This is a genomic window from Bradyrhizobium manausense, assembly GCF_001440035.1.
GTDB classification, from domain to species: Bacteria; Pseudomonadota; Alphaproteobacteria; order Rhizobiales; family Xanthobacteraceae; genus Bradyrhizobium; species Bradyrhizobium manausense.
In genome coordinates this window covers 143,045-157,494 of the sequence record NZ_LJYG01000110.1, presented here as the reverse complement: position 1 = coordinate 157,494, position 14,450 = coordinate 143,045, and the positions used below count along the sequence as shown (strand labels likewise).

Below are 14,450 nucleotides of genomic sequence, written 5' to 3'. Positions count from 1 at the left end.
GCAACTTCGCGCGGCCGCCGTCACTATTGTGGTGCTTGGGGCAATCGCGGCATCGTGGCCAGGAGCGCGGCTCTCCGGGAGAGCGCCGACCACCAACGACCGAGCCTGGTGTGCTTCTGCAGGAGTGCCAGCCCTTCCGGGGCCAACACAAAGTAGCCGATCATCGGCGCGAGGTGGATGTCGGCCAACGACAAATCCTCACCGGTGAGGTATTGCCCCTGGCCAGCCATTGTCTCCAGCGCCGCAAGGACCTTTGGCGCTGCTTCCAGGCCGCGTTCAACCTCGCTCTCGTCGACCGGTCGCCTCATGGCGGGCCGGAAAACCCTGTGCGAAAAGACCTGTCTCACCAGGGGCCAATAAGCGTAGCTATCCACGATCGACATGATCTGACTGCAGCGCGCGCGTGCTCTCGGCTCGGTCGGCTGGAGCTTCGGACCATCAAAGGCCTCGTCGACGTATCGCGTGATGGCGCCCGTCTCGTAAACGGCGAAGCCGTCGTGAATCAGCGCGGGCACGCGCTTGAACGGATGGATGGCAAGATAGCTTGCTGGCACATTTTCGGAGAACGGATCGACTTCGAGCCAATTGTACACCACGCCCTTTTCATGGAGAGCCAGCCGAGCGATCCAGGAATATACGCTGTACTGGTAGCCGTAGAGTTCGACGGTCATTTGCCCTGTCATCTTACCCCTTCTTCCACGTTCCAAAGTGAACATTCCCCTGCCGCTTAGTAGAGGCGGGCTCGCGGTCGCGAGGAATGATGTACAGGAGCTGCGGCAGAATGGTTTCCGGCGAGAAGTAGAACGGCCCTTCGCCGATCCTGATGGCCCCCATGCGCGTGTAAAACCCTTCCGCGGAAGGTTCGGCGTTGATCATCAGGGCGCCGGCCTTCATCCCGAGCGTGCTCGTTACGGCTGCCTCGAACAGAGCCCGACCGATTCCGCGTTTCCAACACGGTGGATCGACATACAGGCCGTGAAGCAGAGCGATGCCTTGAAGTCCCGGCAATGCCCAGACCACGCCAATGGCTTTGCCGGCATCTTCCGCGACCTGGACATGTCCCGAATTGATCAAGGGCACCGTGATCGTCAGCGCCGGCATCACACGATCGATGAACGCTTCGTCGTGCCCTGCATGCATCGTCGCGCGGACGCAGAGGCGCGTGAGCTCACGCTGCTCGTCCAGCCTGGCCGCTCGAATTCCGTAGACGTTCATTGCACCTCCGCCGCTCTCCAGCCGACCCTCTATTAGACTCTGCAATCTCTGCCGCGGTTGCCGCCGGCCTCATCCTGCCGCCAGATCTTGCGACACATCCTCATGCGGTTCTGCACAGCGCGAATAGCTGGTACCGGAATATTGTGATACAACCCCTGGCTGTCGGGAAAGCATTTCCGACTATTTTCTGGAGGTACCCATGCGATCGTCGTTTGGCTTCGCCGTGCCGTCCGTCGTGCTTACTTTGTCAACTGTCTTGCTGTGCAGCACATCAGGCACGGCACTGTCGCAACCCACACCAAACTCCTTGCTGCCCGCCGTTTCGGTCGAAGCACCGAAGCCCAGACCGACCGTTGCGCCACGGCAGGGGCCAGCGACCGTGACCTCTCACCACCGCGCCAGCGGCTCATCATCCGCTCAAGATCCGGCGTTCGCGCCGGGCACACCATTGGCGAGGCTTGCCAAGCTGGAGCGATCCGCCGGCAGCTGCAACGGTGGCTGCGAAACCAGCTATCGAGTCGGCAACGCGCCCTGGGTCGGATGCAGCTTGAGTGGCGGCTCTGAGCCTTACACCAGTCATTTCTCGGCAACGTGCCGAGACACGCTGACCTACAATACCTACGCCCAGTGCGTCGAAACCAAGGCCTTCCTCGGCGCATCGCCTCGAGAGACCAGGTGGCTTTGCACCAGCCTGCTGGCCGGAGGCAAGCTGGCCGGCGAAAGGCAGGTCGCCGAAAGCCGCCGCTAGTCCACGCCGCCGTCAGGAGCGCCGTCCGGAATGCCGGGCGGTCGCTTCCTGTTTACCCCCGCCGCATCCCGCCGGCTGATATTTGCCGCAGCCCTCGGCGATCTCGGATGACGCCCCGGATGTTCGATGCTGACAGGATCTGACAGCAGCGCGTGATATCAGCCGACATGTCGCGCGCTCAACGCCTTCTTGACGTGATCCAGCTCCTGCGCAGGCACCGTCGGCCGGTCGCGGCAGGCCGGCTGGCCGAGGAGCTGGGTGTCTCGCTGCGGACGATCTATCGGGACATCGAGACGCTGAAGGGCCAGGGAGCCCACATCGATGGCGAGGCCGGCCTCGGCTATGTGCTGCGGCCGGGGTTCATGTTGCCACCGCTGATGTTCTCGGAAGAGGAGATCGAAGCCTTGGTGCTGGGCGGCCGGTGGGTTGCGGCACAGCCGGACGAGCCGCTCGGCAAGGCGGCCAAGAACGTGCTTGCGAAGATCGCCGCCGTGCTGCCGGACGACCTGCAGCGGAGCCTGGAAACCTCGGGCCTGATGGTCGCGCGCCGCGATCCGGCGGCAGGCGACGCCGAATTGCCAGTCATCCGGGCCGCCATCCGCAACGAGCGCAAATTGCGCATCGTCTACAGCGACGAAGGGGACAACCGCAGCAATCGCACGATCTGGCCGATCGCGCTCGGGTTCTTCGACCGGGTCCGCATGGTGGCGGCCTGGTGCGAGAGCCGCAGCGACTACCGCCATTTCCGCACCGACCGGATCGTGTCGATCACGCTGACGGAGCGCCGCTATCCACGCCGCCGCCCCGATTTGCTGCGGGAATGGCGGCAGCGGGAATGCATCAGCGAGCACTGACCATGCTGACAGAAACTGGCAGTACCTTCAGTTAAGCGTCGGCCATCGCCAGCTGAACAGGAGATGCAAATGGCCGACTTCAACCTCGTGGTGCTCTATGTCAACGATGCGCAAGCGAGCTCCACTTTCTATCAGACCCTGCTGGGCTGCCCCGTCGCGCAATCATCCCCCAAATTCGTGGTTCTTCCGCTCGGGAGCGGCGTCATGCTGGGCCTGTGGCAGCGGGATGCGGTCGTGCCGCCATCTATTGCGGAGGCCGGCAGCAGCGAGATCTCATGGGCGGTCGCAGACGCGGAAGCCGTGCGCGCGACCTTTGAGACGTGGACGACCCGCGGTGTCAGGATTGCGCAGCCTCCGACCGCCATGCCCTTCGGGGACACCTTCGTCGGACTCGATCCCGACGGTCATCGCCTGCGCGTGCTGGCGACCGCCGCTTAAGGATTGGACTGCTTCGCGTGCGAGGCTGGGCGTTTGGCACTGCCGCGACCAGCCTTTCCGTCGCAGCGCCTCGACGGGGACGCCCTAGCGATGCCGATCGCCGAAGCGCCGATTGCGTGGAGCGAAAAGTCTGACTAAGGCGCAATGAGATTTCATTAGATCGTCATCGCGCTTTAGCTCTTTGTTCGAGCATGATCGCCGCGCAAACGCGTTCCGCGTTTGGCGCGAGGGAAAACCGCTTCACACTTTTCCGGATCATGCTCTATGAAATTCGGATGAATTCCGAATCGCCCCCCAGTTGGCCAGTCGTGGAGCCACCACCCTTCCTGCCCGCGCCGCGTCGCCGGTGGCCGCTTGCGCTCCTCGTGGCCGTTGTCCTAGCGCTCGCAGGCGCCGCGGGCGGTTATGTCTGGCTGAATCCGGGGTTTTTCATTCCCTCCGCGGGGCGCGAGGCTGCGGAGGCCGATACCGGCGCCAATGACAAGGCTGTCATGACGGACCTGCTCGCCACGCAGCAAAAGACGGCTGACGATTTGGCCGCGCTCGAAAGGGCCGTCGCCGATCAGCAGGAGCAACTGAAGGCGATCGTCAGTCAGCTTGCCAATCTCAGTTCGAAGATCGAGGCTCTGAAGAGCCCGGCCCCGCAGCCACCGGCCGCACCGTTCCCGTCGCCTGGGCCTGTCACGTCGATGCCGCCAACTTCAGGGCCTCCTGTCGCGCCAGCTCAAGCGGCGCGCGTCCTCCCAAGGCAGAAGAAGCCGCCGCGCGTAGCGACCCCGACGGGTCCGATCTCGGTCGGGGGAGCGCCGCTGAACGCTGCGCCCGCGATGACCGCGCGCTGAGCAAGTCCGTCTAAGCGATCAGCTCCGCTCGACGGATCCTGCAAATTGATCCCGGTTCACTAGCCCAATCCTACCTAGGTATGGTCGCTTCATACCTGTGCGCGATGGCGCCGACGAGGTGCTCGGTGTTACCAATACATGCAGAGTGACAAGCAGCGGAACCGGTCTTCCGAGCCGGCAGTTGCGGGACGCGGCCGGCGGCGTACTGCCCGTCGGCCCTGCTCCAGATCTTGCCGCGCTTCGCTCAGCTGATGCTTACAGCCATGGTTGGTGCGGAGAGTACGCCATGAGAAACATCGCAGATCTCTTGATGTGGTTCTGGCCGGGACGCCAGACCGCGGCCAATACCGAGGTCGCGGATATGGCTGACAACCGGGATCGATCCAGCATGGCTGATTTTGTCCGGATCCTGCAGACCTACGATCAGGCTCAGTGGGGCACGAGCTAGGGGCGTCGGCGCCAGTCCGGCATACGGACGTCCGAGCCAACCAAAGCCGAGATCCGCGTCGCGCGAATACCCTTTAAGCGATCAGCTGCTTTGCCGCCGCCGAGATCATCACCAGACCGCCGGTGATCACGGCGACGTCGAGGATGGCGGTGTGGATGTGCACCGGCATCCGTTCGACGAAGGCTTTGGCCAGGAACGCGCCGGGGATGGCGATGCCGCCGATCAAAAGCGCGAAGGCGAGCACTTGCGCGGTGACGGCGCCGGCGAGGCCGAACACCGAGATCTTGATGAGGCCGGTGCCGAGCGAGATCATCGCGTCGGTTGCGATCACGGCGGCGCCTTCGAGGCCGGCGGCCATCAGCAGCGAGAGCAGGATCACGCCGGAGCCTGACGTGCCGCCGACGAGGACGCCGTAACCGACCGAGCCCGCGGCCAATCCCGTGTCGCCGATCCTGACCTCGCGGCGACGGAGCGCGCGGCGCAGCGGCACGCTCAGGATCAGCATGGTGCCGATCACGATCGCGGCGCCGGCGTTGGTGAGGCGGGTGTAGCCGTAAGCGCCGAGTGCCGTCGTGAGCGCGGCGCAGGCGAGCACGATCGCTGCGCGGCGCCGGTCAGCGTAGCGGAGATAAGCGACAGCGCGGCTGGAATTGGTGAAGAGCGCCGAGATCGCGATGATCGGCACCACCGGCTCGGCGCCGACCAGAGGCACCAGCACCAGCGGCATCAAGGCGCCGGTGCCGTAGCCGGCGAGACCACCGATGATGGAAGCGAACAACGCCATCATTGCGACCAGCAGCAGCTGGAAAATCGAGATGTCGGCGAAGCCTGCGACGATGGTCAATGTTTCTCGCGAGTGGCGCGTGCTGCGGCTTGATCGGCGATGGCAGCGAGTGCGGCTTGCTCTAGTGGAAAATCGGCTGCAAGCCAAGCGTCCTCAGCGAGTGTCAACACATGTCCGAGCGCAGGTCCTTCCGCCATGCCGCGCGCGATGAAGTCGGCGGCCTTCAGCGGGAATTTCGGCGCGGTCCAGCGCTGCGGCAGCTCGGCGAGCTCGCGCCAGCGCGACGAATTGGCATCGCTGCCGCTGCGCGCCCAGGCCAGCAACACGCGATCGTGATAGCGCTCGGGTCCGAGCCGGTAGAGCAGCCGCCGTGCACGCGCCTCGTCCATGGCGGCGAAGCGCCACCAGCGATGGCCCATCGAATCCAGCGCCTTGGCTTCGGCGTTGGAGAGCCGAAGGCGCGTCGCAACACGCTTGGCGTCCTCGGTGACGGCAACGGTGAGCGCGGCGAGACGGCGCGTGGGGCTGGCCGTCAGGCCCAGCGTGCGCTCGATCGCGATCATCGCCGTCAGCGGCCCGGCATAGGCGACGCCGCCGATCATCGCCTGCAGCAGGCCGGCATCGACCATGGCCAGCGCGGCGGCGGATGCGCCTTGCGCCACCAGCAATTTCAGCATTTCCATGCGCAGCCGCTCGGCCGAGAGCGTGGCAAGGCCGGCGCGGCCGCGGATGCAGGCGAGAGTGGCCTCGCGGTCGGGCTCGCCGGCGCCAAAGGCGGCGTGGATGCGGAAGAAGCGCAGGATGCGCAGGTAATCTTCCGCGATGCGCTGATCGGGATCGCCGATGAAGCGCACGCGGCGCGCCTTGGCATCGGCGATGCCGCCGACATAGTCGTAGACGACGCCGCTAGCGTCGACCGACAGGCCGTTCATGGTGAAGTCGCGCCGCTCGGCGTCCTTCACCCAGTCGCGGCCGAAGGCAACCTTGGCCTTGCGGCCGAAGGTCTCGGTGTCCTCGCGCAGCGTCGTGACCTCGTAGGGCGCGCCGTCGATGACCAGCGTGACGGTGCCGTGGTCGATGCCGGTCGGCACGCACTTGATGCCGGCGGCCTTCGCGCGCCGCACCACCTCCTCCGGCAGCGCCGTGGTGGCGATATCCATATCGCCCGGCGGCAGGCCGAGCAGCGCGTTGCGGACGGTGCCGCCGACCACGCGCGCCTGCTCGCCGCCAGCGCCCAGCAGTTGCAGGACGCGCGCGGTCCCGCCTGCAGTCAGCCAGGGCGCACCCGCAAGGATCGGCTCCGCGCTCATCGTCCGGCCCTTATCTTTCGGTGCCCGGCACGAGCTTGCCGTTCTCGATATGGGCGGGAACGTAGGTCGAGTTCGGCGCAGCGCCGGAGAAATGCGCAAGGCCGACCAGGCCGGCAATGACGAGCACGAGCGCCACCAGGATGAGGCGCGCGACGATGGTAACAGGCCAGGACGATTGCACGAACAGGCCGGACCGCGTGGCGGCCAGGAACAGCGCATAGACGGCAAAGGGGATGAGGAAGATTCCGATCTCGGTCAGAACCGGCCGGATCATGATGAATAGATCCGCTCATACAGCACACGCAGCATTCCGGCCGTGGCGCCCCAGATGTAGCGCTCTGCAAACGGCATCGCATAGTAAAACCGCTCCATGCCGCGGAATTCCTTGCTGTGGACCTGGTGATTGGCCGGATTCATCAGGAAGGATAGCGGCACTTCGAATGCGTCATCAACCTCGGAATGGTTGATGTTGAGCTGAAAACCGGGCCTGACACGGGCGACCGTGGGCAGGATGCGGAAGCCGAACGCGGTGCCGTAGAGATCGAGATAGCCGATCGGCTCGACGAAATCCCGGGATAATCCGACCTCCTCCTCGGCCTCGCGCAGCGCGGCGTCGAGCGGCGAGGAATCGATCGCGTCGATCTTGCCGCCGGGAAAGGCGATCTGGCCGGCGTGGTCGTTGAGATGCGCCGAGCGCTGCGTCAGGAGGATGGTCGGCTCGGGATGGTCGACCACCGCGATCAGCACCGCCGCAGGGCGCACCGGCTGCTCGCGCGCGACGATCTCGAGCATCTTGTCGGTGCCGGGATCGCCGGAGGCGGGGATAATATTCGGATCAAAAAGTCCGGCCGGCACGTCGAAGCTGAGCCTCGCCTTGGAGCGGGCGAAGAAATCCGCGGCTCCCATCGCGTACTTGGAATCGCTCTTGGAGATAGGCTTGTTCAAAGCGCGGCCCTCACCTGCTCCGCGTCGGCCNAACTCGCCGGCCGACTCGACGCCAAACATCGGCTGGCCATCGACCATCCGCTCCTCGCCCATGTCAACCAGATCGTAATAGAGCGCGCGCGTGACCTTGGCCCAGAGATCGGCGCGGACATGCAGGTAGGGCGTCAGGCCGCCATCGGCCGCCTGCTCGAAGCGCAGCCGGTGCGCGGCATCGCAGGTGACCCAGTCGTCGACATTGGTGCGGAAGCTCAGCACGGGATGGTTGTCCTCGTCGCGCTTCAGCATCTCCACCGCCATGAACGGCGCGTCATCGACAACGATGCCGACCTTCTCCACCGGCGTGACGAGGAAGTGCTTGTCGCCCTCGCGCTTGAGGATGGTGGAGAACAGGCGGACCAGCGCGTGACGGCCGATTGGCGTGCCCATATAGAACCAAGTACCATCGGAAGCGATTCGGATATCGAGATCGCCGCAAAACGGCGGATTCCACAGATGCACCGGAGGCAGGCCCTTTTTGGCACCTTCGGCATTGGCAGCACTTTTGGCGGCGGCAGTCAGCCCCTCAAGACCGCGATCGGCGCTCTGCCCTTGGTTCGCCATGGTTTGCCCTGACTTTGTCCGTTGGCACGATTGGTGCACGTCTGACTTAGAAGTCTACGTGGTACGTAAGTCTACGGTTCCACCCCGGTTTCCCCCGGTGTGGAGGTCTCCACTTCGTGATGCCGTACATACCCCGAAGCCGATAAGGTGGGGATAGGTTAATTCAACGAATACATGGCGTTCCTGCAAGTCTAGCATAGGGGCCATGACGCAGATCGATGCGATAAATTCGACGACGATAAATTCGACGACGCAGCAGAGCCGCGTGGCAGGCTCGAGGAGCTAACGGATGGCAGAGAGTGTCGAGAAGCTCGAAGACGGCATCGTTCGTTCGGCCGAGCAGGTGTCCGCACAGATTCGCGCAGCGAAGGATGCGATCGGATCGGTGATCTTCGGCCAGGATCGCGTGGTCGAGAACACGCTGGTCACCATCCTCTCCGGCGGCCACGCGCTTCTGATCGGCGTTCCCGGCCTTGCCAAGACAAAGCTGGTCGAGACGCTCGGCGTCACGCTCGGTCTCGATGCCAAGCGCATCCAGTTCACGCCCGACCTGATGCCCTCGGACATTCTCGGCGCCGAAGTGCTGGACGAGAGCACCGCGGGCAAGCGCTCGTTCCGCTTCATCTCCGGGCCTGTGTTCGCGCAGCTGTTGATGGCCGACGAGATCAACCGCGCCTCACCGCGCACGCAATCGGCGCTGCTGCAGGCGATGCAGGAGCAGCACATCACCGTTGCCGGCGCGCGCCATGATCTGCCGAAGCCGTTCCACGTGCTGGCCACGCAAAACCCGCTGGAGCAGGAAGGCACCTATCCACTGCCCGAGGCGCAGCTCGACCGCTTCCTGATGGAGATCGACGTCGACTATCCCGATCGCGACGCCGAGCGCCGCATCCTGTTCGAGACCACAGGCGCCGAGGAGACGCTGGCGAAGGGATCGATGAGCGCGGATGCGCTGATCACGGCGCAGCGGCTGGTGCGCCGCCTGCCGGTCGGCGATTCCGTGGTGGAGGCCATCCTCTCGCTGGTGCGCTCGGCGCGTCCGGGTCCTGACAGCGGCGAGGCCGGCAAGTTCATCGCCTGGGGCCCCGGTCCGCGCGCCAGTCAATCCTTGATGCTCGCGGTGCGTGCGCGCGCGCTGATCGACGGGCGCCTTTCGCCCTCGATCGACGACGTGCTCGACCTCGCCGAGCCGGTGCTGAAGCACCGCATGGCGCTGACGTTCCAGGCGCGCGCTGAAGGACGCACGATTCCGGACGTGATCCGGCAATTGAAGACACGGATCGGTTGATGGCTGCAGAGACCGGGCACACGGCCAAGGAGATCATCGCAATCCGACGTGCCGATGGCGAAAGCCGCACGCTTGCAGCTTCCTTGCCACGCCTGGTGCTCGAGGCCCGCCGCATCGCCGCCAACGTCATCCACGGCTTGCACGGCAGGCGCCGCGCCGGCTCCGGCGAAAATTTCTGGCAATATCGCCGCTTCGTCTCCGGCGAGCCGTCGCAGAATGTCGACTGGCGCAGATCGGCGCGTGACGACCATCTCTATGTCCGCGAGCTCGAATGGGAGGCCTCGCACACGGTGTGGATCTGGCCTGATCGCTCGCCCTCGATGGCGTTCGCCTCGAGGACCGCGCGCGAATCCAAGCTGGAGCGCACCCTGATCGTCGCCTTCGCGCTGGCCGAGCTGCTGGTCGCGGGCGGCGAGCGCGTCGGCATTCCCGGATTGATGGCGCCGACCGCAAGCCGCAGCGTCATCGACAAGATGGCGCAGGCGATGCTGCATGACGATGCCATCAGGCTGAGCCTGCCGCCCTCCTTCGTGCCCGCGGCGCTGGCCGAAACCATCGTGCTGTCGGATTTCTGGTCGCCGATATCGGAGATCAGGACGACGCTCGCAGGACTGTCCGGCTCCGGTGCGCATGGCACGCTGGTGCAGATCGTCGATCCCGCCGAAGAGAGCTTCCCCTATTCCGGCCGCGTCGAGTTCGTCGAGCCCGAGGGCTTTGGCGTCATCACCGCCGGCCGCGCCGAGAGCTGGGCGGAGGATTACACCACGCGGCTGGCGCTGCACCGCGACCAGATCCGCGCCGAGACGGCCAAGCTCGACTGGCTGTTCACGACGCACGCGACTGACCGCTCGGCCGCCGAATTGCTGCTGTTCCTGCATGCCGGCATGCAGGTGAGCAAGTCGGGCGCCCGCGTCACCTCGATCAAGGCGGGGCCGGCCGCATGATGGGATTGCCGCTCGCCTTCACCGAACCGCTGCTCCTGATCGGCCTCGTCAGCCTCCCGGTGTTGTGGTGGCTGCTCCGCGTGATGCCGCCGCGGCCGCGCCGCATCGAATTTCCGCCGACCCGCCTCTTGTTCGACATCGCACCGCGCGAGGAGACGCCTTCGCGGACGCCATGGTGGCTGACGGCGCTGCGGCTGCTGGCCGCCGCGCTGGTGATCTTCGCCGCCGCCGGCCCGGTCTGGAATCCGCAAACCGGCCTTGCCGGCAGCAAGGCGCCGCTGATGATCATGCTCGACGACGGCTGGAGCGCCGCCTCGAACTGGGACACCAGGATCCGGGCCGCCGACGAGCTGATCGCGAACGCCGAGAACGACCGCCGCGGCATTGCGCTGGTGCCGCTGTCGGAGCCGAACCGCGACATCACGCTGATGCCGGCGGGCGCGGCGCGCGTTGCGCTGCGGCAGTTCGTGCCAAAACCCTATTCGATCGAGCGCGTTGAAACTCTCACCGCAATCGATCGTTTCCTGAAAGCAACCGGCGATTGCGAGATCGCCTGGCTGTCCGACGGCGTCGACACCGGCCGCGGCGAAGAGTTCGTGGCCGGGCTCGGCAGGACCATAGGGGATCGCAGCTTGACGCTGTTCGAAGGCGGCACCTCTTCCCCGCTGGCGCTGGTCGCGGCGGAAAACGCGGCGGCGAAGATGACGGTGAAGGTGCTGCGCACCGACAGCGGCATTCTCGCCGGCACCGTGCGGGCGCTGGACCAGAAAGCCTCGCCGATCGGCGAGGCGCGCTTCACCTTCGGACCGCAGGACAAGGAGGTCGACGCCGCGTTCGACCTGCCGGTCGAGCTGCGCAATGACATCTCCAGGCTCGAGATCTCCGGCGAGCGTTCGGCGGGCGCGGTGCAGCTGCTCGACAAGCGCTGGCGCCGCCGCGCCATCGGCATCGTCTCGGGCTCGACCAGCGAGACCTCGCAGCCGCTGCTCGCACCGACCTTCTACCTGACACGGGCGCTGGCGCCGTTCGCCGACGTGCGGCTCGCCGACAAGGGCGCCCCGCAGCAGGGCATCACCCAGTTTTTGGACCAGAAGCTGCCGATGATCATCCTCGCCGATGTCGGCACCGTCGCGCCTGACTTGCGCGAGCGCCTCAACGCCTGGATCGCCCAGGGCGGCGTGCTGGTGCGGTTTGCCGGGCCCCGCCTGGCGCAGGCCGAAGACGATCTCGTGCCGGTCAAGCTGCGCAAGGGTGGCCGCACGCTCGGCGGCAGCCTGACCTGGGAGAAGCCGCAGCATCTCGCCAGCTTCACCCCTGACGGCCCGTTTGCCGGCGTCGCCGTCCCCAAGGACGTCACCGTGAGCCGGCAGGTGCTGGCCGAGCCAGATGCCGTGCTCGCCACCAAGAGCTGGGCCTCGCTCGAGGACGGCACGCCGCTCGTCACAGGCGAGCATCGCGGCAAGGGCATCGTCAGCCTGTTCCACGTCAGCGCCGACATGCGCTGGTCGGATCTGCCGATGTCCGGCACCTTCGTCGAAATGCTCCGGCGTGTCGTCGACATGTCCGGCTACACCGCCAAGCCCGGCCCCGGCGTTGCCGCTGAAGCGACCGCCGAGACGCTGGCGCCGCTGCATATGCTCGACGGCTTCGGCGCCTTCGGCCCGCCGCCCGCCACCGCCAAGCCGCTGACGGCTGATTATCGCGACCGCGCCACGCCGGACCATCCGCCCGGCTACTACGGTCCGGCAGAAGGACCGCTCGCCGTGAACACGCTCGCCGCCGCCGATCGCATCGCAGCCCTCAACACCGCGCCGCTGCACGCAAGGCGCGCCACCTACACCAATGCCGAGCCGCGCGACCTGCGCGGCTGGCTGCTGTCGACTTCGCTGGCGCTGTTCCTGATCGACGCCCTCATCGTCGCGCTGCTCGGTGGCGGCCTTGCCGCGCTGCTGCGCCGCCGCGCCGCGCCCGCCATGATCCTGCTTGGCGTCTTGCTCGCAGGTGTCGCGGCGCTGTCGCCGACGCCCTCGCGCGCCGACGGCGTCTCGGACGAGTTCGCGATGAAGTCGACGTCGCAGACCCGCCTTGCTTATGTGGTCACCGGCAATGCCGACGTCGATTCCATCGTCAAGGCCGGCATGTCCGGCCTGACGCTGTTCCTGGCCCAGCGCACCGCGCTCGAGGCCGGCGATCCCGTCGGCGTCGATCCCGCGCGCGACGAGCTCGCCTTCTTCCCGCTGATCTACTGGCCGATCGTGCCGGGCCAGCCGAAGCCGCCGCAGGACGCCATCAACAAGATCGAGGCCTATATGAAGCAGGGCGGCACCGTGATCTTCGACACCCGCGATGCGGTCGAAGCACCGCCCGGCGATAACGGCGCCGCGCAGACGCCTGGCATGCAGGCCCTGCGCGAGATCCTGTCCTCGCTCGACGTGCCCGAGCTCGAGCCGGTGCCGCGCGAGCACGTGCTGACCAAGACGTTTTATCTGTTGCGCGACTTCCCCGGCCGCTTCAATTCAGGCCAGACCTGGGTCGAGACGCTGCCGCGCGAGGATGACGACGAGAGCGCGCAGCGGCCCGCTCGCGGCGGCGACGGCGTCTCGCCGATCATCATCACCTCCAACGACCTCGCCGGCGCCTGGGCGCTCCGGCCCGACGGCCAGCCGATGCTGCCGCTGACGCCGGGCGAGCCGCGCCAGCGCGAATTCGCCTACCGCGCCGGCGTCAACATCGTGATGTACACGCTGACCGGCAACTACAAGGCCGACCAGGTGCACGCGCCGGCCCTGATCGAACGGCTGGGGCAATGATGCGGGTGACGAGCTTGAACCACACGCCCAGTCATTCCGGGATGGTCCGAAGGACCGGACCACAGGTGCGCATTGCGCACCGGGGAATCTCCAGATTCCGGGTTCGATGCTTCGCATCGCCCCGGAATGACGTTGATAGGTCTGCCTGATGAACTACGGCATCGCCTTTACGCCGCTTGTCCCCGCGATCGTCCTGTGGATCGCGCTCGCTGCGATCGTCCTCATCGCCATCGTGCTGCTGCTGGCGCGGGCGCGCGGCGCGGCGGTGCGCGTGGCGGCGCTGGCGCTGTTCCTGCTGGCACTCTCCAATCCCTCCTTCACGCGCGAGGACCGAGATCCCCTCACCTCGGTCGCCGCGGTCGTCGTCGACAAGAGCCCGAGCCAGAATTTCGGCAAGCGCAACCAGGAAGCCGCCAAGGCACAGGAGGCGCTGGTCGACAGCCTGAAGAAGATCAAGGGGCTGGAGGTGCGCGTCGTCGAGGCCGGACAGGCCGACGGCGAGACCGACGGCACCAAGCTGTTCGGCGCGCTGGCCTCCGCCCTGTCGGACGTTCCGGTGGACCGCGTCGCCGGCGCCTTCCTGATCACCGACGGCCGCGTCCACGACATCCCGGCCAATGCCGCCGCGCTCGGCTTCCAGGCGCCGGTGCAGGCCCTGATCACCGGACAAAAGGATGAGCGTGATCGCCGCATCGCGATCACCGCGGCGCCGCGCTTCGGCATCGTCGGCCAGAACCAGACGATCTCCTATAAACTCGACGACCAGGGCGTATCAGGCGAGCGCGCCAAGGTCACCGTGCGCCGCGACGGCGAGGTCGTCAACGAGCGCACGCTTTCGAGCGGCCAGAGCGCGAGCGTCGATGTCGAGATCAAGCATGCCGGCCCGAATATCGTCGAGATCGAGGCCTCGCCGCTTGAAAGAGAATTGACCCCGGTCAACAACCGCGCCGTCGTCGCCATCGACGGCGTGCGCGACAAGCTGCGCGTGCTGCTGGTCTCGGGCGAGCCGCATTCCGGCGAGCGCACCTGGCGCAACCTCTTGAAGTCCGACGCCAGCGTCGACCTCGTGCATTTCACCATTCTGCGTCCGCCGGAGAAGCAGGACGGCACGCCGATCAACGAATTGTCGCTGATCGCGTTTCCGACGCGCGAGCTGTTCCAGCAGCACATCAACGAATTCCAGCTGATCATCTTCGACCGCTACGCCCGCCAGGGCGTGCTGCC

At 66.2% G+C, this 14,450-nt stretch carries 15 protein-coding genes and 1 pseudogene; 9 read left to right on the top strand and 7 right to left on the bottom strand.

The window, feature by feature from the left end; genetic code table 11:
• Window positions 1–23 precede the first annotated feature (23 nt).
• Window positions 24–671 carry a glutathione S-transferase family protein gene (locus AOQ71_RS35135; RefSeq protein WP_057757252.1) on the bottom strand — a complete coding sequence of 216 codons (648 nt, stop codon included), beginning with the start codon at window positions 669–671 and terminating at the stop codon, window positions 24–26.
• Window positions 672–684: 13 nt separating this feature from the next.
• Window positions 685–1,215: a GNAT family N-acetyltransferase gene (locus AOQ71_RS35130; RefSeq protein WP_057757094.1), complete on the bottom strand. Its 531-nt coding sequence runs from the start codon at window positions 1,213–1,215 to the stop codon at window positions 685–687.
• A gap of 199 nt (window positions 1,216–1,414) precedes the next feature.
• Here AOQ71_RS35130 and AOQ71_RS42130 point away from each other — a divergent pair, with 199 nt between their 5' ends.
• From AOQ71_RS42130 to AOQ71_RS46470, 5 genes are all read left to right on the top strand, one after another.
• Window positions 1,415–1,963: a hypothetical protein gene (locus AOQ71_RS42130; protein ID WP_063958332.1), complete on the top strand. Its 549-nt coding sequence runs from the start codon at window positions 1,415–1,417 to the stop codon at window positions 1,961–1,963.
• Window positions 1,964–2,130: 167 nt separating this feature from the next.
• A complete protein-coding gene (locus tag AOQ71_RS35120) occupies window positions 2,131–2,817 on the top strand; it encodes a helix-turn-helix transcriptional regulator (RefSeq protein WP_057757089.1) in 687 nt (228 codons plus the stop codon).
• A gap of 69 nt (window positions 2,818–2,886) precedes the next feature.
• A complete protein-coding gene (locus AOQ71_RS35115; RefSeq protein ID WP_057757086.1) occupies window positions 2,887–3,255 on the top strand; it encodes a VOC family protein in 369 nt (122 codons plus the stop codon).
• Between the two features lie 191 nt (window positions 3,256–3,446).
• Complete coding sequence (locus tag AOQ71_RS35110; protein WP_057757084.1) at window positions 3,447–4,097, top strand: hypothetical protein; 651 nt, start codon at window positions 3,447–3,449, stop codon at window positions 4,095–4,097.
• Between the two features lie 286 nt (window positions 4,098–4,383).
• Window positions 4,384–4,545: a hypothetical protein gene (locus AOQ71_RS46470; protein ID WP_167354013.1), complete on the top strand. Its 162-nt coding sequence runs from the start codon at window positions 4,384–4,386 to the stop codon at window positions 4,543–4,545.
• A gap of 73 nt (window positions 4,546–4,618) precedes the next feature.
• Here the strand turns inward: AOQ71_RS46470 and AOQ71_RS35105 are convergent, their stop codons facing one another.
• From AOQ71_RS35105 to AOQ71_RS35085, 5 genes are all read right to left on the bottom strand, one after another.
• The gene (locus tag AOQ71_RS35105) at window positions 4,619–5,389 is read right to left on the bottom strand and encodes a sulfite exporter TauE/SafE family protein (RefSeq protein ID WP_057757082.1); all 771 of its coding nucleotides are present in this window, start codon (window positions 5,387–5,389) and stop codon (window positions 4,619–4,621) included.
• Complete coding sequence (locus AOQ71_RS35100) at window positions 5,386–6,639, bottom strand: CCA tRNA nucleotidyltransferase (RefSeq protein ID WP_057757079.1); 1,254 nt, start codon at window positions 6,637–6,639, stop codon at window positions 5,386–5,388. The genes AOQ71_RS35105 and AOQ71_RS35100 overlap by 4 nt, the downstream gene beginning before the upstream one ends.
• A 10-nt stretch (window positions 6,640–6,649) precedes the next feature.
• Window positions 6,650–6,913: a DUF6111 family protein gene (locus AOQ71_RS35095; protein WP_057757077.1), complete on the bottom strand. Its 264-nt coding sequence runs from the start codon at window positions 6,911–6,913 to the stop codon at window positions 6,650–6,652.
• Window positions 6,910–7,545 (bottom strand): CoA pyrophosphatase, encoded by a 636-nt coding sequence (locus AOQ71_RS35090; RefSeq protein WP_430648673.1) that lies wholly within the window; start codon window positions 7,543–7,545, stop codon window positions 6,910–6,912. Before AOQ71_RS35090 ends, AOQ71_RS35095 begins: the two co-directional genes overlap by 4 nt.
• Window positions 7,546–7,615: 70 nt before the next feature.
• Window positions 7,616–8,184: DUF1285 domain-containing protein (locus AOQ71_RS35085; protein ID WP_430648672.1), on the bottom strand; the 569-nt coding region annotated here is incomplete at its 3' end.
• A gap of 289 nt (window positions 8,185–8,473) precedes the next feature.
• Here AOQ71_RS35085 and AOQ71_RS35080 point away from each other — a divergent pair.
• The 4 genes and pseudogenes from AOQ71_RS35080 to AOQ71_RS49100 all read left to right on the top strand — a co-directional run.
• Window positions 8,474–9,472, top strand: a complete 999-nt coding sequence (locus tag AOQ71_RS35080; protein ID WP_057757072.1) for an AAA family ATPase — start codon at window positions 8,474–8,476, stop codon at window positions 9,470–9,472.
• On the top strand, window positions 9,472–10,416 hold the full coding sequence (locus AOQ71_RS35075) for a DUF58 domain-containing protein (RefSeq protein ID WP_057757070.1): 945 nt from the start codon (window positions 9,472–9,474) through the stop codon (window positions 10,414–10,416). Before AOQ71_RS35080 ends, AOQ71_RS35075 begins: the two co-directional genes overlap by 1 nt.
• Window positions 10,413–13,226, top strand: a complete 2,814-nt coding sequence (locus tag AOQ71_RS35070) for a DUF4159 domain-containing protein (protein ID WP_057757068.1) — start codon at window positions 10,413–10,415, stop codon at window positions 13,224–13,226. Before AOQ71_RS35075 ends, AOQ71_RS35070 begins: the two co-directional genes overlap by 4 nt.
• Window positions 13,227–13,374: 148 nt before the next feature.
• Window positions 13,375–14,450: pseudogene (locus AOQ71_RS49100) on the top strand (hypothetical protein); the annotation flags it as partial.